Below are 18,598 nucleotides of genomic sequence, written 5' to 3'. Positions count from 1 at the left end.
TAAGTTATGTATGATAGAGTATTTTGATTATAATAAAACTTTTAAATTTGAAAACTCTGCTGCTATAGATAATTTAAAAATAGCATACACTACAAACGGTAAATTAAATGATAAAAAAAATAATGCCATATTGATTTGCCATGCTTTTACAGGAGACAGCGATGTTTTAACTTGGTGGAGCAATTTTGTGGGCAAGAGAAAAGCTATAGATACAGATAAATATTTTGTAATATGTTCAAATGTGCTTGGAGGCTGCTATGGAACAACTGGTCCTTCATCAAAGAAGCCCAATAGTCATTTATGCTATGGTACAGATTTTCCAAGCTTCACTATGAAAGACATTGTAAAGGCTCAAAAGTTATTAATAGATTATTTGAAAATAGATAAGCTTTATGCTGTTGTAGGCGGCTCTATGGGAGGGATGCAGGCTTTAGAGTGGAGTGCATCTTACCCAAATATGATGGATAAATTAATCATTATAGCAAGCTGTATGACTCATTCACCTATGCAAATAGCTTTTAATGAAATAGCAAGAGAGGCTATTACAGAAGATTCAGAATGGTATGGAGGAAAATATTACGGCATATCCACGCCAGATAACGGGCTTGCTTTGGCGAGAATGCTTGGGCATATCACATATATGAGCGAAGAATATATGAGAAAAAAATTTGGAAGAAGAAGAAAAAAGGCTTTAAAATATTTTACTCCTTCTTTTGAAGTGGAAAATTATTTGCACTATAATGGGGAGAAGTTTACTGAGAGATTTGATGCTAATAGTTTTTTATATCTTACTAAGGCTATGGATTTGTTTGATGTGAGAAATGATATAAAAAATATAAAGAAGCACTCTATAGATAAAGTTCTTGTAATATCATTTGTGTCAGATTGGCTTTATCCGAGTTATCAGTCTGAGGATATAGTAAAAGCTTATAGAGAACTTAATATTGATACTGAGTTTTGCGAATTAAAATCAAATTATGGACATGATGCTTTTTTGCTTAAAAATGATGAGCAGACAAGATGTATAAAGAATTTTTTAAAATCCTAATAATAGTTTATTTTTGGGAACTTTAGTATTTAAGAGCTCGTCTAATAATATTATTAATAATATTTATGGAGATAAATATGAAACAGGTTTTAAGCATTATTTTTATCGTATCAATTTTATCAGTATCAGCTTTTGCTAAGGGTAATAATAATTATTCTTCTTATAACAAAGGTAATAATTATTCTTATTACGATGGAGAGGTTTATAATTATGGATATTTTATTTATAATTCTGCTTCTCTCACTAAAGAACAATTAGCTGAAATAACAAAATTAAAAATTGAATATCAGCCAAAGATTTCTGAATTGAAACAAAAAATAAATTCAGAAAAAGCAAAAATGCGTTTAGAAATGCTTAAAGAAAATCCAGATACTGAGATAATTAATAATTCAATGAACTTAAATATTGAATATGCAAAAGAATTACAAAATGTATCAAATGAGTTTTTAGCAAAATATAGAGCAATAAAAGACAGTAAGTAATTAATAATAGATAAGGAAAAAATAAAAAAAGAGAATTTATAATAATAAAATAAATTCTCTTTTTTATTTGCATTTATTGTAAATTAATAAATATATTTTATTAATCCCAATATTTTTTCATTCTATCTTTTAGAGAAGCTTTATATTTTTCAAAATCAGTAATAGGTTCTCTAGCAAGCCCTTCATCACAAGCAGCCTTAGCAACAGCAGGAGATACCCACTCGATAACCCTTGGGTCAAAAGGTTTTGGCACTATATAATTTTTACCAAACTCAAAAGTCTTGTTTCCATAAGCTCTAAAAACTTCCTCAGGCACTTTTTCTTTAGCAAGAGCCGCCAAAGCTAATGATGCAGCCATTTTCATTTTTTCTGATATAGCCTTTGCCTTCACATCTAAAGCACCTCTAAATATGAAAGGGAAACCTAATACATTGTTAATCTGATTAGGATAATCACTTCTTCCTGTAGCCATAATTAAATCATCTCTAACAGCTACTGCCTTTTCGTATTGTATCTCAGGGTTAGGGTTAGCCATAGCAAATATTATAGGGTTTTTAGCCATAGATTTAACCATATACTCACTAACACAATCAGCAACAGAAAGCCCAGCAAATACATTAGCCCCTTTCATAGCTTCTTCAAGATTTTTTACTTTTAAATCTGTTGCAAACTCTCTTTTCTCTTCTGTAACAGATTCTATTCTCTCTTTGGTGATAACGCCCTTACTGTCGCACATAATTATATTTTCTTTAGGCACTCCTAATGCTACAAACATCTTAGCACAAGAAATTCCCGCAGAAGCTGCACCATTAAAAACTATCTTGGCATTTTTTTGTCTATATTTGAAATCTCTAAAGCATTAATCAAAGCGGCAGAACATATTATAGCAGTACCATGCTGGTCATCATGAAACACTGGTATATCGCATTTTTCTATTAGAGTTTTTTCTATTTTAAAGCATTCAGGAGCTTTTATATCTTCAAGATTAATTCCTCCGAAAGTAGGCTCTAAAGCATGCACTATATCTATAATTTTATCAGGATTCTTTTCATTTATTTCTATATCAAAAACATCAATATCAGCAAAGCGTTTGAATAATATACCATTTCCTTCCATAAACAGGTTTTGAAGCTAAAGCCCCTCTATCACCTAAACCAAGTATTGCAGTTCCGTTTGAAATAACGGCTACTAAGTTTCCCTTAGAAGTATATTTGTATGCATCGTTTGGATTATCTGCTATTTCAAGTACAGGTTTAGCAACTCCTGGAGTATATGCTAAAGATAAATCATCAGCAGTTTTACAAGGCTTTGTTGCTATAACCTCTATTTTTCCAGCTCTTCCTTTTGAATGATACTCTAACGCTTTTATTTTTAATTCGTCTGTCATATTAAAATCTCCTTATATTATAAATTATTTTTAAATATTATAATCCTTTTAAGCAAAAAATTCTAATATAGCAGTAGCTAATAATATAATGAAAGCTCCGCCTATTATTGAAGAAACTTGAGCAAAAGGCATTAACCCCATTCTATGACAAGCAGATAAAACAGCAACATCTCCAGTTCCGCCCATATTAGCCATACATAAACCACCTGTTATAGCAGCTTCTATAGGATAGAATCCCAAGAATTTACCAGCTATTCCAGCACCTAATATAGCACCTATAACTGTTAATATTACTAATATAATATATCTAATACTCAAAGCACCTATTAAAGCATTGATATCCAAATAAGCAATACCTATTCCTACAAGTAAAGCAGCTGTAAAATTTCCTGCAACAATTTTATACCATTCACTGCATATAGCAGAATATTTTTCAGGTATTAAGTTTAAAGCTTTAATAATAGCAACAGATATAATCATTAAAGCATAATTGTGTATAGGTATAAATTTAGATAATATCAAACCAAATGTAAAGAATGCACATGATATAGCAATACCTATTCCCACACTTTTTAAACTGATTTTATCATTACCGCTTTCTTGAATTTCACTCAAATCTTGGCCTACTAATAATCTTCCAGCACCAGAAAGGCTAGGGAATTTGTTTCCAACTATATTAAGCATACCAGCAGAGATTATAGCAATAGCATTACCTAAAGATACAGCAGGAAGCATTACAGAAATAATTTGTGCAGGATCTTCATTTAAAGCATTACCAAATATTTTAGATAAAGGCACAGCACCAGCACCAGTACCGCTGCCCATTATAGGCAAACCTATATAAAGAACAGCCTGCTTAATACTATACCCCATTATTAATCCGCCAATAGCAACAAGTACTAAAGCCATTAAAGTAGAAGCTAATATCAAAGGCAAATATTTTAAGAATGCTTTTATTAAGAAATTTCTATTCATTCCAAAGATACTTCCGCATATTAAAGCAGCTATATAAAAATCTAAGAATCCGCCGCCTTTCATAAATGTGTCTATATTTTTTAAAGTTGCCTCTGGCAAAGCTTTAAAAAATACCAAAAATCCGCCGGCAAAAATAGCCACTATAGCACCGCCGCCTAAAAAGTCTTTTACTATCGGTGTTTTGTTTCCTATTTCATCAAACAAAGCACCTAAAACTAATATTGAGCCTAAAGCACCTATCATACCATTGGGAAGTTTTCCCATAAAAGCTGCAATTAAATAAATAGCAAGTAATATTAGGAAATAATACCATTCTATCCCCATAATTTTGTAATTTTTCAAATCTGCCATATTACAGTTCTCCATTATTTTTTATTGATAATTATATAGTATAGAAAAATACTTAATCAAGTCAATAATAATAAAATAAATAATTTTAATTATATGCTTCAAACAATAAATTTTATTCTATTTGTTTGTTTCTTTAGTAGTTACTAAGTAGCAATAATTGAATTTATGTCTTCCTAAAGGACTTAATACCACATTTTTTAATATAGGGTTAATCATAAATGAATCTGTTCTATAATAGAGAGGTATTATAGGCATTTCATCCATAAGTATAGCTTCAGCTTCTTTCATAGCATTCATTCTAACACTATTGTCAACAGCAGTTTTTGCCTTATTAATAAGACTATCGTAATTAGCATTTGCAAAACCTGTATGATTAACTCCACTATAGCTAAGCATTATTTCAAGCATAGTCATAGGGTCATTATAATCTCCAGTCCAACCCATTCTAGCCATTTCATAATTTTTATCTATTAAAGTTTGTAATGTAATAGGAAACTCTTCTTGTAATAATTTAATATCTATATTTAAATTATTTTTCCACATTTGCTGTATAGCCTCTCCAAGTAATACATAAATACCGGGAGACACTTTTAATTCTAAAACAGGAAAATCTTTTCCATTTGGATATCCCGCTTGAGCCATTAATTGTTTTGCTTTTTCAACATTAGCCAAATAAGCTTTATTATCAATATATTCTTGATTTTCAACTCTAAATGTAGAATTAGAACCTTTAACAGTAGGCGGTACAAATGCTCCTGCAGGTGTTTGACCTCCTCTAGTTACATTTAGAACTAAATAATTTCTGTCTATTGCCAAAGCTAAAGCCTGTCTTACTCTTTTGTCTTTTAAAGCATTATTTGTAATATTTAATTCTATATAATAAGTTCCAATAGCATTATTTTCTATTATAAAATTATTTGCTTTAAGAGATTCTATTTCAGCAGAAGGAGGTTCTAAAGCAGAAAAATGTATAGAAGCATTTTTGATTCCAGTCATAGCTGTATTTGGCTCACTCATCAATACAAAATTTATTTGCTTAGCCACTTGCTCATTTGGGTTATAATAATTTTTATTTGCAGTAAATACAATTTTTTCATCTATTAATCTTTCTGTCATACTATAAGGACCATTTCCTATGTAAGTTTCTGGTTTTAGAGTCCATTCATCACCATAAGTATTTATAATATCTTCTCTTATTGGCATAAATATTCCAGTAGAAGCTATAAACTCAAGAAAATATGGTAAAGGATTAACCAATGTTACTTGAAATGTGTAATCATCTATAGCTTTTACTGCTAATTCATTATAATCCATAGTGCCTTCATTTATTTCTTTAGCATTTTTTACTATTTCCATCATATAAGCATATTCAGCAGCAACACTAGGATTAACACTTCTCTTCCAAGAATACTCAAAATCCTTAGCAGTCAGTTTTTTCCCATCAGACCATAAAGCATTTGTTCTTAAATGGAATGTATATATAAGTCCATCATCTGATATATCCCATTTCTCTGCCATGCCAGGCTTAACGTTGTTATTAGAATCCATTTTAGTTAAACCTTCAAAAGCATGATGTATATAACAAGATGCAGCATTTAATGAGTTTAATGTTGGGTCTATAGTTTTTGGCTCTCCCCCCATATTAATAAATATAGCTTCATTTACAATTGAACTTTGTTTTGTACAAGATATAGTGTACATAAAGATAAAAAATATAAATAAAATAATTTTTTTCATTTTTTATACTCCTAAAGATTTTTTACATTATATTATATGCTCATTCAAAGTCAATAAAAATTTCTATAAATAATAATTGTTTATTATAAAATTATTTACTTATTATAAAAGTAGCAATTTAAAAATATAAAAAACTGTTATTAAAAATCCTAATCTTTTGATATATGTTTCCGAAAATATTACAGAATTATATTTTTGGAGCATAAAATGATAAAAAAAGCTTTAGTAATAGTTTTAAGTTTAGTTTTTATAATATCTTGTAATAAAAAAGATGATAATATTCAAAATGATTATCTTAGTCAAATAGAAAATGAATATAATCAAAATACAGGCAGTAATGTAGTATTAGAAACAGATAATACTACAGTTGAAGATACAGGAATATTAACAGATAATCAATATTATGATACAACAATGACTAATGATATTTATACTCAAACTTCTATGACGCCAGCTAATAATAATTTATATACAAAAACAACTCCTCCAGCAAATACATTTGCTGCAAGCGGTCCAAGAAAAGCTACTATAAATAATTTCTATAGCCCTTGGGCAGATACACATAAAACTGACCCTCTAATCATACAAGAAATTAGAGTAATGATAGCAAATAAAGAATATACTCAAGCTAAAAATTATATAGATAGATTAGATTTTAATAATTTACCTGCTAATGTTGATTTAGGTCAATTATATCAATTTAAAGGAATAGTTCATTATTTCTTATCTAAATCTGATAGATCTAATGTTGCTATAGCTAATGATTCATTTAAAATGGTTGCAGCTTCTACAAAAATAGAAAAGTTTAAGCCTTTATCATTATTATGGAATGGTATGTTATATCAAACTTATTCTAATGACCCTAATGAATTGCAAAATGCTGTTTCATTATTTGATAACATTATCAATTCTTATCCTAGAACAAGATTTGCTAATGATGCTATTTTTTATAAAGCTTTAACACTTAAAAAAATGGGAAGACCTGCTAATGAATATAATGATTTATTATTATCAGTTAAAAGAGGCGGATTTGCTGATACTTTAGTTTTTTCTCAAAAAGTTAATGATTATGTTCCTGCTGCTGGATTAGTTAATGAACAGATGGTTCAGTATTAATTTATAATTAAAAATATAATTTTATAAGATAATGGCAATTTTTAATGATTGCTATTATCTTTTTTTGTTTAAAAAATTATTTAATTAAAATTTAATAATAAAATATCTTTATATTTTATTATTGACAATTTATTTAACTAGTATTATCTTATATTGTAATAAATTTTAATAAAAACGGAATTACTTGAAATATGATAGAAGAACAAAGAGAAAAACAAAAAGAAGAACAAAATAAGATTTCTGCTCTTACAATGTTTATTTCATTTTTTTATATAGGGCTTGTTACAATAGGCGGTGGGTTAGCCATGCTTCCTCTTATGCAAGAAGAGTTTGTTGATAAGAGAAAGTTTTTAACAGAGCATGAGATAGTAGATGTATTTGCATTAGCACAGAGCATACCTGGAGTTATTGCAGTTAATGCTTCGCTTCTTACGGGTTTTAAAGTAGCAGGTATTTTTGGAGGGATAATGGCTGGTATTGGGGTGATGATGCCTTCTTTTATCATCATACTTATAATAGCTCCTATATTTGAAAGAGTACAAAATTTTGAATATGTGAACAAGGCTTTTTTAGGTATAAAAGGGGCAATAGCAGCTTTGATACTTCTTTCTGCTTATGATATGGGAAAGAGCGTTTTAAAAAATAAATTTACGGCTATACTTTTTATTTTAAGTTTTATTTTGGTAGTATTTCTTAATTTTAATGTTATATATACTTTACTTATTTCTGCTTTTTTGGGTTGGGTTTATTATTTAATTAATAAAAATTTTATTAGGAATTAATTTATTATATGATATATTTTAGATTATTTTATATATTTGCAAAGCTTGGAATTTTTACTTATGGCGGAGGATATGCTATTATAGCATTGCTATTAGGAATATTAGAAGGATATGGTTGGATTACTGCAAGCGAGTTTTCTAATCTTGTTGCTATATCTCAAATTACTCCTGGTCCTATAGCTATCAATGCTGCTACTTTTGTAGGTTATAAAGTTGCGGGTGTATTAGGGTCTTCTGTTGCTACATTTGGGATATTTTTACCTGCTTTTATAATATGCATGATTGTATCTAAGTTTTTCTATAGTCTAAAAAATAATGAGCAGTTTAATAGTATAATGAATGGACTTAGGGTATGTGCTGTTGCTTTGATAGTTTCTGCTGTTATTACTTTTTGTAAAGATGCTTTTTTTGTAAAATTAACTGATTCGTCTATACTTAATAATGTGGCATTTATAAAAAATATTTTTAATTATATAAGTCCAATAGGTTTATTTATATTTGCTTTATCTATCTTTTTGAAAAAAATAAGGGTAGCAGGAAGAAAAGTACCTATTATAGCTATAATATTAATAGCAGCTGTAATTGGAGTTATTTTTTACTAATAAAACCTTCTACAAAACCTTTTATAAAGAAAAGTCCGTAGGTGAGATGCGATAAAAATATTCCTATAGCTTTGCAAAAACCTTTTATAAACGACAATGTACTTGCCCAACTTCCAAGCAAACATAATGCATAAAAACTATGAGGAAATAAGAGTAAAGCAAGAAATATATTTTTATTAATTATAGGCATTAAATTATTTAAAACTTGGGGCAAATTAAAATATAATGCAATTGGAAGAAAAATAGTATAAATTAAAAATATTGATGGTATAAAGTAAGATAAAGCTAATGAGTTTCCGCCGAATCTTTTTACAAAATACCCTCTATGCCATGCATAACCTTTTAATTGTTTGAAATGTCCAAAAAATAAATCCCTTCTATGATGATAAACTAATGCTTCTGGGGTATATAATATTTTTTCTTTTTGTTTCATGATGTTATTGCAAAGAATAGTATCTTCACCAGGCCAATACTCGCTGTCAAAACCTCCAGCTCTATCATAAAGCTCCCTTGTGATTATAAAATTGCAGCTTGGATAATCATTAACATATTGAACTTTATCAGGTATATATCTTGCTTTATACTTTCCGCTCATAAGTGTTGAACTGTAAATAAGCCCGCTAATTTGTTTTGAGAAATTATCTTTTGGTGTGTTAATAGCAGGTCCCCCAAGGGCATAAACTTTTTTACTCTCCATAGCCCTTAATGCATTATGAAGCCAATCTTTTTCAGGATATGTGTCATCATCTAAAAATGCTAATATGCTTCCTTTAGATTTTTTTACTCCAATAGCTCTTTTTATTGCTGGAGGAAGTTCTCCTGTTTCTACTATTTTTATTCTTTCATCTTTAAAAAGTTCTATATCAATTTCTTCGTTTGTATATTTATCTGGAAGTATTATCGTTTCAAAGTTTGTGTATATTTGTTCGAGCAAATATTCTGCCTCTTCTTTTATATAATCATTAATTTTTTTTAATGGTATAATAATGCTTACTAATGGTTTTTCTTTTAATTCTGAAAACAAATCATCATAAAAATGAACAATGTTTAGTCTATAAAATATTGCCAAAGTATCAATGAACGTTCTCCAAAGAATAGGAAATCTAATAAAACCAAAATGTCTATTTGGGTTCACTATTACAGGAGCAGAAACTATTTTTTTATTATTAGAATTGCATGCTACTAATACTTCCAAATCATAAGCAAATGCTTTTACGAGTATTCTAGGGAAAATATTTATTATGGCATCTCTTTTAAAAAGCTTTAATCCTGTTTGAGTGTCTTGTATTGGAAGATGAAAAAATATTTTTACAAACATAAAATATATAAAAGAAATAAGTTTTCGTATATTAGAATAATTAACTACAGAATCTTTATGCCTTTTAGAGCCTATAATAACATCAGCATTTTCTTTTTGCATAATATTAAAAAAGTTTTCTAATTGAGAAGGGTCTATTTCCATATCCCCATCGCAAAATATTATATATTCACCGATAGAAACTTCGCAAGCTCTTTTTAATGCATGCCCCTTGCCTTGATTTTCTTTAGCATAAACTCCTATTATGTTTTTTAGATTTGTATTTTTATTTTGAAAGTTTAGGCATATTTTTTTTATTTCTTCTTTTGAGTTGTCGCTGCTTCCGTCATCAGAAATAATTATTTCAAAGTTCATCAAAAATGGAGAAACTTTGTCTATTAATATATTTATATTTTTTTCTATAGTGCTTTCTATATTATATACAGGTACTAATATTGATACTAATTCATTTATTTTCATAAGAACACTTTAAAATATTTTTTTATTATTATGTTTATTATAATTGATAATTCATAAAATTGAAATAGATATATTATTATTAATTATTAATCATTGACAATTTTTTATCTTAATACTAAAATAAGATTATAAAATTATGGAGGCATATAAATAATGAAAGATGCTGTTATTGCTTTAGATATAGGAGGCACTTCTATAAAGGGTGCTATCATTAATGAAGAGGGAAATATTTTATATAAAGATAATTTTAATATAGAAGCTAAATTTACCTCTGAAGAACATAAAACAAATATATCAAATATAATAAAGAAGCTTTTAGAGAATATGCCTTCAGAATATAATGCTATAGGAATTGGTTTAGATTGCCCGGGAGTTATGAACTCTGAAACACTTCATATGGGTGGGGCAGAAAATGTTCCCGGTTTGAAGGGTATTAAGTTTTCTGATATAGGAGATTTATTTGATTTACCTGTAAAAACTGCCAATGATGCAAGTATGGCTGCATTAGGTGAGGCAAAATATGGAAGCGGTAAAGATAAAGAATATAAATCCGTTATGTTTGTTACACTTGGTACAGGAGTAGGCGGAGGATTTGTACTTAATGGAAAATTATTTACAGGTTCTTTGGGAGGTGCTGGAGAGATTGGTCATGTAGTTGTAGTTCCTGATGGAGATAAATGTAATTGCGGTTCAAGCGGCTGTATAGAGCGTTATGCTTCTGCTACTGGTTTTATTAATATGGCTAAGCAAAAGATTCATAAAAATGTTGTTCCTACTACTTTAACTTATGAAGAATTAGAGAAGGGTAAGGCTAAGGCTATATTCGATGCAGCTAAAAAGGGGGACATTCTTGCTAAAGAAACTATTGCAGAATGTTCTTATTATTTAGGTATATCTATAGCACAGGCTTTGAATATGCTTGATTTGGATTTGGTACTTATAGGCGGCGGGCTTTGCAAAGATTTTGATATGATGATAGAGCATATTAAAAGAGGTGTTAATAATTATGGTCTTAGAATGATGGTAAAAAATCTTGAGATAAAACCTGCTTCTTTAGGAAATGATGCGGGGGTATTAGGCTGTGCTGCTATGTTCTTTAAGAATTAATCGCAGTATACATCTACTAAGGCTTTGTATATTTTATCTGATATATTGCTTAATGCTTTGGTGCTTCCTAGTTTCCAATCATGTATGAATCCAGATTCTACCATAACAGAAGGTATATCTTTTTTGAATGTTTGTTTATTGTATTCATATTCAAAGCTATCACCTAGTAAAACTAATCCTCTTAAAGTGATCCCTTTATTTAATAAATCTTCTTTATTATAAAATTTCCATACATTGTCTGGAAGTATGTTGTCTATCGCTATAACAGGAGATATTTTATAACTCTCTTGCATCCTTTCAGATATTTTATTTGCTATTTGCATAGAAGTTTGAAACTCACCATTGTATGGGCTTACCATAACATGAAAACCTTCTGTTTTTTCTCTTAGTTTTACGTATGGCATATAATCAAAATGTAAACTTATTAAAGCATCAAAATTATTATCTATGGCATAATGTCTAATAGCATAAAGCTCCATAGTTTGATATCTAGTTAAATTTCCAACTCTTTCAGTTTTTTCTAATTCTGTGTTATATATACCTAATAGTTTTTGATAATTATTGGTTATATATTCTTTTATATGTTTATCATAATAAGGACCAGTCCTGCTTAGTGTGTATTCAAATCTATCATCTTTATCTAGTATTTCGGTAAGCTGATTTGCAAGCCTTAAAGTCATGTAATATTCATAACCCAAAAAACCTATAGCACCCTTTGTAACTGCATTATGACCGGGGTCTATTAATATTTTTATTTTTTTATTTTCTTTTTTATTGCTTATATAATTATTTTGATTAGTGTTTATTTTTTTTAAGTTTATATCTTTACTAATATTATCATTTGCTGTTATCATTAGAGAAGAAAATGATATTATAATTAATACAATAATAACTGTAGAAAAAATTATAAAGCGATTTTTATTTTCCATATAGGTTTGTATATCGGATTTTTTATTATAAATTTTATTTGCTAATATATGTAAATATACATATATATAAAATAATATTAATATGTGTATTCTTTTTTTTACATTTATGTTATAATATTAATTATTATTGTATAGAAAAATAGAAATAAATGATTTTATAGAGGTTACAAAATATGATGAAAAATAAAGAGAGAGCATTATGGATATTTCTTTTAATATTTGTTCTAGCCATATCATTATTTAATTTTAAGAGTCCTTCAATAGCAATAGCACAGCAAGGTATGGCACAATCAGATAATGATTTTTATTATTACAGCAGATTATTCCAAAAAGTTTTTGCTACATTACAGCAGAACTTTGTTGATACAAATAATGTTACTACTAAAAAACTTATGTATGGTGCTATTAAAGGTATGCTTGAAGCTACTGATGACCCATTTACATTCTTACTTGATGAAAAATTAAATGAGGCACTTAGTACAGAGATGTCTGGAAAATATGGCGGAGTTGGTTTATCTATATCAAAGCAGCCAGATAGAGGTCTTTTGGTTGTAGCTCCTATAGAAGATGGTCCGGGTGAAAAGGCTGGAATATTGCCAGGAGATATTATTATAGAGATAAATGGCGAAAGCACTAAAGACATGTCTGTAGATAATGCAGCTAATATCATGCGCGGTAAGGCCGGCACTAAAGTAAAATTAAAAATAGGAAGACAAGGTGTAGTTGAGCCTATAGAATATACTTTAACTAGGGCTATAGTTGAGATAAAAAGTGTAAAATATAAAATGTTAGAAGACAGCACTATAGGATATATTAGAATAACAAATTTTGGTGATGATACTTCAAGAGAGTTAGAAACTGCTTTAGCTGATCTTAAAAAGAAAGGTATGACAAAGCTTATTTTAGATTTGAGAAATAACCCAGGCGGAAGATTGGATACAGCTATTAATGTTGTAGAGGAGTTTTTATCTGATGGTAAAATAGTTTATACAAGAGGAAGAACTAAAAATGAAAATCAGGACTATTATGCTACTATGAAAGGCGATCAATGGGTAGATGGCGATATGATAGTTCTTGTTAATCAATATAGTGCTTCTGCATCAGAGATTTTAGCTGGAGCTTTACAGGATAATAATAGAGCAAAATTATTAGGTGAAACTACATTTGGTAAGTTTAGTGTACAGTATGTGTTGCCTTTAGATGTAAAAGATAATACAGCATTTAAGTTTACAGTGGCACATTATTACACACCTAATGGAAGAAGACTTCATGGTAAAGGATTAACTCCAGATTTTGTTGTTGTTGAACCTAAATTAAGTAATACAGATGTAATAGCATTAACAGAACTTAGAAAAGGCGGACAGATTGCAGAATATGTAAAAAGATATCCAAAAGAAGAGGCTGATGAAAATGCTTTACCTCAATTTAAAGAGGAGCTTAAAAATCAGAATATTATAGCCAGTGATTATTTACTTGAGAGATTGATACATAATGAGCGTAATTTGGGTAATTATAATGAGATAGTTGATCTTAAATATGATAAGCAGCTTAAATCTGCTATTGATTATTTAAATACAGGAAAACAGCCTCCGCAAGATAAAGAAGAACCAAGAGAAAATTGGTCTAATGAAAAAGAATAATTAAGTAAATTTTTAGGTATATGCAAATATAATTTTTGTATATACCTTTTAAATTTTTTATTTGCTTAAATTTAAGTAATAAATACCGTTACTTATAAATAGTATAAAAAATTTTTATAAGGGTTTTTTTACATGACTTTTTTAGAAATTGAATTAAATAAAGATAAAAAAATCGAAGGTGAAGATTTTAAATATAAAAAAAAGCTAATAGTAGTATTAATTATTTCTGTATTAATATCGGCTATGCTTATTATTAGACTATTCTATTTGCAAATCATTTTGAACTCTCATTATGATAGTTTGGCAAGGAATAATAAAGAGCAAATAATACCAATAGATGCATATAGGGGAGAGATATTCGATAGAAATGGGGTTATTGTGGCAGAGAACATAAAAATCTACACTATGTATATTATACCTGTTTATTTGCCTAAGAATTATTTTGAGAGAGAGGAGCTTTTATATAGGGTTTCTAAACTATTTAATATAGATTTGGGTTCTATAAAAGAAAGCTTATCTAAAGTTTCTAAAAACAGTTATGATTCTGTGGAGATATCTGATAATATTAGTATGTCCCAGATGAGCTATTTGGCAGAACGTTCTGAGGATTTTCCGGGCGTATATTATGGAAGTAAATCTATAAGAAACTATCCGCTTGGCGAGACTATGACGCATATATTGGGTTATATAGGTAATATTTCGCAGGAAGAGTTTGAAAGTAAAAGAATAGAGGGATATAGAAGAGACAGCGTTATTGGTAAAGAAGGCGTTGAGCAGTATTATGATAAAGAGCTTAGAGGAATAGACGGTTATGAGCAGTGGATAGTTGACTCAAGAAACAGAGTAAAAGAAACCATTGCTCCTGCAGTTGGTAAGCCTATACCGGGTAAAAAATTAATACTTAGTATAGATTCTAAAATACAAAAAGATGCAGAAGAGCTTCTTAGAGGTCAGGTTGGAACTATTATAATATCGAAGCCTACTACTGGTGAAATACTTGCTATGGTAAGTTCGCCTTGGTATGACCCTAATATTTTTATAGGCAAAATAGATGCTAAGAAATATTCTGAGCTCATCAATAACCCTGCTAATCCATTTTGGAACAAGGCTATAAGAGGAAGATATCCTCCGGGCTCTACTTTCAAGCTTGTTAGTGCTTTGGGTGCTCTTGCTGAGGGAAGAATTGGAGCTTATACTACAAGATTCTGTGCGGGCGGTATGCTTCTTGAAAACAGATTTTATAGATGTACTGGTCATCACGGCTATGTTAATATGTATAAGGCTATTCAATTTTCTTGCAACACTTATTTCTACAACTTGGCTTATGAGCTTGGACCAAACTTTATAAAGAAATATGCAGAGTTATTAGGTTTTGGAGAGCTTACAGGTATAGACTTGCCTGGTGAGAAAATAGGTACAGTTCCTAGTTCTGAATGGAAGAGAAGAAAGATTGGAGAATATTGGTGGGACGGTGATACGCTTCAATATGCTATTGGTCAGGGTTATATGTCTGCTACTCCTATAGCGGTTCATATGGCTACTTCTGCTATCATAAATGACGGAATTATGTACAGACCTCATGTTGTTAAAGAGATTAGAAGCTCTCAGACCGATGAAGTAATATACAACAATGATAAGATTGTAATGAAAAAATTAGAAATAAGTAAAGATATATTCACAGTAATAAAAGAAGGTATGAGAATGGCTGTAGCAGGAGGTACTGCAAGAAACGGTGCTTGGTCTCCAAATATAAAACTTGCAGCTAAAACTTCTACAGCACAAAACGCTCAAGGTAAAGACCATACTTGGATTACTATTTACGGCCCTTATAATCAAAGACCTAAAGATGATATGATTGCTGTAACAGTTATGCTTGAAAATAGTGGAGGTGGTGGTGGTTCTACTGCCGGACCTATTGCTACTGCTATGCTTCGCTCTATAATAGATGGTGATGACCCTATACAGGCTAGAAACTCTATATATGGAAGAATGCAAAATATATACAGACAAATTAGAATGGCTAGACAGCAGCAGGCTTTGGAAAATGCTGAAAATAATGAGAATGCTAATAATAATGAAAGTAATATAAATACTCAAGAGGACAATAGAATACAATATGAATGAGAAAAAAGAATTAAAAAGATTATTTGTATTTGATTGGAGAATACTTATTTCTATACTTTTTCTTATGGCGGCAGGTGCTATAGCTGTATATTCTTCAACATATTCTCCAGATTCTGGTAAAACAAGCTGGATATTTTTGAAATATATATTTTTCTCTGTTGTCGGTCTTGTTATTATGTGTATTACTATGTTTATCAATTACACTAAACTTGCAGAACACAGAATGTCTTTATATATACCAATGCTTATTGTGTTGATACTTGTACTTATTCCGGGAGTAGGTACTACTATAAACGGAAGCAGCAGCTGGCTTTTTGGTATGCAGCCTTCTGAGTTTGGCAAAATAGTAATGATTATATTTTTGGCTGGTTATTTGGACCAAATAGGGGATAAAATAAAACAGAAAAAATATTTTTTAATAGCGGGTATTTTTATTTCTATACCTATTGGGTTAGTTTTAATGCAGCCTGATTTGGGTACTGTTTTGGTATATTGTTTTATAGTATTTGTTATGCTGTTTGTGGGAGGAGTGCCTTTAAGATATATTATATCATTATTAAGTATAGGTGTTATAGGGTTATCTATACCAATGTTTTTGGAATATAAAAGAATGTCGGATGATATAAATAATATTCTTTTTAACTTCCTATCACAAAGGCTTTATATAGGATATATTGCAGGAGGATTTTTATTTATATCAATACTTCTTCTTACAATAAACTTTTATATGAATAACAAATATGTAGAATTATTTTCATTTACATTTTTTGTTTTATTTTTAAGTATGTGTGCGGCTTTAACTTTTGATATAGGATTAAAAACTTATCAAAAAGAGAGATTATTAGTATTTATGAATCCAGAGCTTACTAGGCTTAGTTCAGGGTACAATATTATTCAATCTCTCATTGCTGTTGGAAGCGGCGGACTTTTTGGTGAGGGCTTTCTCAATGGAAGTCAGTCGCAATTAAACTTTATACCTCAGCAGGTAAATGACTTTATTTTCTCTAATATTTGTGAGGAGTGGGGATTTATAGGAAGTGCTTTGGTTGTATTAGCTTATGCTACTATATTTGTGAGGGGGATTACAGTTGCTTATTTTGCTAAAGATAGGCTTGGGGCTTTGATTATATCGGGGGTAATAGCTATGTTTTTATGCCATGTGTTTATTAATATAGGAATGGTGGTTGGTATGATGCCTATTACGGGTTTAACTTTGCCTTTTGTAAGTAGCGGGGGCTCTTCCATTTTAACTTTTTCTATATCTATTGGGCTTATATTTAATGTTGAAGCTAGAAGGTATGTGCATTAATGGCTACTACAAGAAATAATATTTTAACAGAAAAAGTATTAATAGTTGATACTAATATTGATTATGCTAAGTTTATTCAAAAATTCTTAAAAAAAAATAATTATTTATGTTATATAGCTTTATCTTATGAAGAGGCTATTAATATGACATATGAAAAAATACCAGATTGTATATTAGTTGATTATATGCTTCCTAATGCCGGAGCTTGCAGATTGGCTGGATACATAAAATCTGATAATTTATTAAAAAATATAGCTGTGCTTTTTTTAACTGCTTCTGATAATAAAACAGAATCTCTTAAAGCATTTGATTATGGTGCTGATGGTTTTTTTGAGAAGTCTATTGATACTGATTTGTTTCTTTCTAAAATGAAGTCTTATATTAGGCTAAAAAAAGCTATAGAGTCTAATATGATGTATATGGATATATTAAAAAGAGATATAGAATATGCTGCTAAATTGCAAAAAACTATACTTTCTTATGGCAATACATCTATACCTAAAAATGAAATATCTATACATCACTATGCACCAAATGAAGTTTCTGGAGATTATAGCGGAATAAAACTTATTAATGATGGATATTATGCCATACTTCTTGCTGATGTTTCTGGGCATGGAGTTGCTGCGAGCATGCTTACTATTTTAATAAAATCTTTTTTTGATTCGCATGCTATTATAGACGATAAAAATACTTCCCCTGCTGTTTTTTTGGAGAAACTTAATAAATTTTTTATAGAAGAGGGATTTGATAAAAATCTATTTGCATGTGTATTTTATGCTCTTTATAATAATGAAACAGGTGAATTATTATGTTCTTCTGCAGGCTCTCCTAAACCTATTTATTATTTAAATAGCAAAGAAGAAATATGTACCGTAGATATAGATGGTCCTTTAATTGGAATGATTGATGAGAGCGAATATACAGAGATGAAAATTCAATTAAATAGAAATGATGTTTTATTTGTTTTTACAGACGGTGCTTATGAGGTGTTTGATGATAATAATAATATGTTTGGTGATGAACATTTAAAGCAAATATTTTCTAAAAATATTAAAAACAATGTTGATGATATTAAAGAAAAAATTATATCTGAGATAAAATCTTTTACAAAAGAACCTTTAAAAGATGATGTTAGTATGATTCTTTTAAAAAGAACTACTTGAATATAATTAAAAAAATATAATAAAAAAAATTCTTTTTTGTAAAAAAAATATGATAACTAAAAAACT

The 18,598-nt window shown here is 29.3% G+C and carries 17 protein-coding genes; 10 read left to right on the top strand and 7 right to left on the bottom strand.

All coding sequences use genetic code 11. The features are described 5' to 3' along the window. The first annotated feature begins 10 nt into the window (after window positions 1–10). Window positions 11–1,048, top strand: coding sequence for a homoserine O-acetyltransferase MetX (gene metX, locus EPJ72_RS10785; protein WP_147732148.1), 1,038 nt, complete (start codon window positions 11–13; stop codon window positions 1,046–1,048). A gap of 77 nt (window positions 1,049–1,125) precedes the next feature. After that, window positions 1,126–1,530 carry a hypothetical protein gene (locus EPJ72_RS10780; RefSeq protein ID WP_147732147.1) on the top strand — a complete coding sequence of 135 codons (405 nt, stop codon included), beginning with the start codon at window positions 1,126–1,128 and terminating at the stop codon, window positions 1,528–1,530. Window positions 1,531–1,630: 100 nt separating this feature from the next. Here EPJ72_RS10780 and EPJ72_RS13805 read toward each other — a convergent pair whose 3' ends face one another. From EPJ72_RS13805 to EPJ72_RS10765, 5 genes are all read right to left on the bottom strand, one after another. Further along, complete coding sequence (locus tag EPJ72_RS13805) at window positions 1,631–2,305, bottom strand: malic enzyme-like NAD(P)-binding protein (RefSeq protein ID WP_242005001.1); 675 nt, start codon at window positions 2,303–2,305, stop codon at window positions 1,631–1,633. A 41-nt stretch (window positions 2,306–2,346) separates the two neighbouring features. Continuing rightward, window positions 2,347–2,646 (bottom strand): hypothetical protein, encoded by a 300-nt coding sequence (locus EPJ72_RS13800; protein WP_439897273.1) that lies wholly within the window; start codon window positions 2,644–2,646, stop codon window positions 2,347–2,349. Further along, window positions 2,609–2,917: a hypothetical protein gene (locus tag EPJ72_RS13795; protein ID WP_439897272.1), complete on the bottom strand. Its 309-nt coding sequence runs from the start codon at window positions 2,915–2,917 to the stop codon at window positions 2,609–2,611. Before EPJ72_RS13795 ends, EPJ72_RS13800 begins: the two co-directional genes overlap by 38 nt. A gap of 48 nt (window positions 2,918–2,965) precedes the next feature. Next, on the bottom strand, window positions 2,966–4,243 hold the full coding sequence (locus tag EPJ72_RS10770) for a 2-hydroxycarboxylate transporter family protein (protein WP_147732146.1): 1,278 nt from the start codon (window positions 4,241–4,243) through the stop codon (window positions 2,966–2,968). 117 nt (window positions 4,244–4,360) lie between these two features. Further along, window positions 4,361–5,980 (bottom strand): peptide ABC transporter substrate-binding protein, encoded by a 1,620-nt coding sequence (locus EPJ72_RS10765; RefSeq protein WP_147732145.1) that lies wholly within the window; start codon window positions 5,978–5,980, stop codon window positions 4,361–4,363. A gap of 207 nt (window positions 5,981–6,187) precedes the next feature. Between EPJ72_RS10765 and EPJ72_RS10760 the strand changes: the two genes are divergently transcribed. The 3 genes from EPJ72_RS10760 to EPJ72_RS10750 all read left to right on the top strand — a co-directional run bounded on the left by EPJ72_RS10760 (window position 6,188) and on the right by EPJ72_RS10750 (window position 8,480). After that, on the top strand, window positions 6,188–7,096 hold the full coding sequence (locus EPJ72_RS10760; RefSeq protein WP_147732144.1) for a tetratricopeptide repeat protein: 909 nt from the start codon (window positions 6,188–6,190) through the stop codon (window positions 7,094–7,096). Window positions 7,097–7,287: 191 nt separating this feature from the next. Further along, entirely contained in the window at window positions 7,288–7,878 is a 591-nt protein-coding gene (locus EPJ72_RS10755; protein WP_147732143.1) for a chromate transporter, read from the top strand. Window positions 7,879–7,886: 8 nt separating this feature from the next. After that, window positions 7,887–8,480 carry a chromate transporter gene (locus EPJ72_RS10750; protein ID WP_147732142.1) on the top strand — a complete coding sequence of 198 codons (594 nt, stop codon included), beginning with the start codon at window positions 7,887–7,889 and terminating at the stop codon, window positions 8,478–8,480. On the opposite strand, the gene EPJ72_RS10745 is transcribed toward EPJ72_RS10750, so the two are convergent. Further along, window positions 8,467–10,257, bottom strand: coding sequence for a glycosyltransferase (locus EPJ72_RS10745; protein WP_147732141.1), 1,791 nt, complete (start codon window positions 10,255–10,257; stop codon window positions 8,467–8,469). The genes EPJ72_RS10750 and EPJ72_RS10745 overlap by 14 nt on opposite strands. Before the next feature lie 153 nt (window positions 10,258–10,410). Here EPJ72_RS10745 and EPJ72_RS10740 point away from each other — a divergent pair, with 153 nt between their 5' ends. Continuing rightward, window positions 10,411–11,364 carry an ROK family protein gene (locus tag EPJ72_RS10740; RefSeq protein ID WP_147732140.1) on the top strand — a complete coding sequence of 318 codons (954 nt, stop codon included), beginning with the start codon at window positions 10,411–10,413 and terminating at the stop codon, window positions 11,362–11,364. On the opposite strand, the gene EPJ72_RS10735 is transcribed toward EPJ72_RS10740, so the two are convergent. After that, window positions 11,361–12,293, bottom strand: coding sequence for an N-acetylmuramoyl-L-alanine amidase (locus tag EPJ72_RS10735; RefSeq protein ID WP_147732139.1), 933 nt, complete (start codon window positions 12,291–12,293; stop codon window positions 11,361–11,363). The genes EPJ72_RS10740 and EPJ72_RS10735 overlap by 4 nt on opposite strands. A 173-nt stretch (window positions 12,294–12,466) precedes the next feature. On the opposite strand from EPJ72_RS10735, the gene EPJ72_RS10730 reads away from it, so the two are divergent. The 4 genes from EPJ72_RS10730 (at window position 12,467) to EPJ72_RS10715 (ending at window position 18,532) form a co-directional block, all read left to right on the top strand. Then, window positions 12,467–13,933: a S41 family peptidase gene (locus tag EPJ72_RS10730; RefSeq protein ID WP_147732138.1), complete on the top strand. Its 1,467-nt coding sequence runs from the start codon at window positions 12,467–12,469 to the stop codon at window positions 13,931–13,933. A gap of 132 nt (window positions 13,934–14,065) precedes the next feature. After that, entirely contained in the window at window positions 14,066–16,057 is a 1,992-nt protein-coding gene (mrdA, locus tag EPJ72_RS10725) for a penicillin-binding protein 2 (RefSeq protein WP_147732137.1), read from the top strand. Continuing rightward, window positions 16,050–17,366 carry an FtsW/RodA/SpoVE family cell cycle protein gene (locus tag EPJ72_RS10720; RefSeq protein WP_147732136.1) on the top strand — a complete coding sequence of 439 codons (1,317 nt, stop codon included), beginning with the start codon at window positions 16,050–16,052 and terminating at the stop codon, window positions 17,364–17,366. The genes mrdA and EPJ72_RS10720 overlap by 8 nt, the downstream gene beginning before the upstream one ends. Further along, the gene (locus tag EPJ72_RS10715) at window positions 17,366–18,532 is read left to right on the top strand and encodes a fused response regulator/phosphatase (RefSeq protein ID WP_147732135.1); all 1,167 of its coding nucleotides are present in this window, start codon (window positions 17,366–17,368) and stop codon (window positions 18,530–18,532) included. Before EPJ72_RS10720 ends, EPJ72_RS10715 begins: the two co-directional genes overlap by 1 nt. Window positions 18,533–18,598 lie beyond the last annotated feature (66 nt).

Origin of the sequence: Brachyspira pilosicoli (assembly GCF_008016535.1) — a bacterium.
Classification (GTDB): Bacteria; Spirochaetota; Brachyspiria; order Brachyspirales; family Brachyspiraceae; genus Brachyspira; species Brachyspira pilosicoli_A.
Note: the sequence above shows the minus strand (reverse complement) of the source record. Positions and strands in the feature narration are given on the sequence as shown.

Excerpts from the sequence above, each read along its gene's own strand:
- EPJ72_RS10745 (WP_147732141.1), bottom strand. The coding sequence starts at position 10,257 with ATGAAAATAAATGAATTAGTATCAATATTAGTACCTGTATATAATATA.
- EPJ72_RS13805 (WP_242005001.1), bottom strand. The coding sequence starts at position 2,305 with ATGTTTGTAGCATTAGGAGTGCCTAAAGAAAATATAATTATGTGCGAC.
- EPJ72_RS13795 (WP_439897272.1), bottom strand. The coding sequence starts at position 2,917 with ATGACAGACGAATTAAAAATAAAAGCGTTAGAGTATCATTCAAAAGGA.
- EPJ72_RS10780 (WP_147732147.1), top strand. The coding sequence starts at position 1,126 with ATGAAACAGGTTTTAAGCATTATTTTTATCGTATCAATTTTATCAGTA.
- EPJ72_RS10765 (WP_147732145.1), bottom strand. The coding sequence starts at position 5,980 with ATGAAAAAAATTATTTTATTTATATTTTTTATCTTTATGTACACTATA.
- EPJ72_RS10715 (WP_147732135.1), top strand. The coding sequence starts at position 17,366 with ATGGCTACTACAAGAAATAATATTTTAACAGAAAAAGTATTAATAGTT.
- metX (WP_147732148.1), top strand. The coding sequence starts at position 11 with ATGATAGAGTATTTTGATTATAATAAAACTTTTAAATTTGAAAACTCT.
- EPJ72_RS13800 (WP_439897273.1), bottom strand. The coding sequence starts at position 2,646 with ATGGAAGGAAATGGTATATTATTCAAACGCTTTGCTGATATTGATGTT.
- EPJ72_RS10760 (WP_147732144.1), top strand. The coding sequence starts at position 6,188 with ATGATAAAAAAAGCTTTAGTAATAGTTTTAAGTTTAGTTTTTATAATA.
- EPJ72_RS10735 (WP_147732139.1), bottom strand. The coding sequence starts at position 12,293 with ATGGAAAATAAAAATCGCTTTATAATTTTTTCTACAGTTATTATTGTA.
- EPJ72_RS10740 (WP_147732140.1), top strand. The coding sequence starts at position 10,411 with ATGAAAGATGCTGTTATTGCTTTAGATATAGGAGGCACTTCTATAAAG.
- mrdA (WP_147732137.1), top strand. The coding sequence starts at position 14,066 with ATGACTTTTTTAGAAATTGAATTAAATAAAGATAAAAAAATCGAAGGT.
- EPJ72_RS10750 (WP_147732142.1), top strand. The coding sequence starts at position 7,887 with ATGATATATTTTAGATTATTTTATATATTTGCAAAGCTTGGAATTTTT.
- EPJ72_RS10770 (WP_147732146.1), bottom strand. The coding sequence starts at position 4,243 with ATGGCAGATTTGAAAAATTACAAAATTATGGGGATAGAATGGTATTAT.
- EPJ72_RS10720 (WP_147732136.1), top strand. The coding sequence starts at position 16,050 with ATGAATGAGAAAAAAGAATTAAAAAGATTATTTGTATTTGATTGGAGA.
- EPJ72_RS10755 (WP_147732143.1), top strand. The coding sequence starts at position 7,288 with ATGATAGAAGAACAAAGAGAAAAACAAAAAGAAGAACAAAATAAGATT.
- EPJ72_RS10730 (WP_147732138.1), top strand. The coding sequence starts at position 12,467 with ATGATGAAAAATAAAGAGAGAGCATTATGGATATTTCTTTTAATATTT.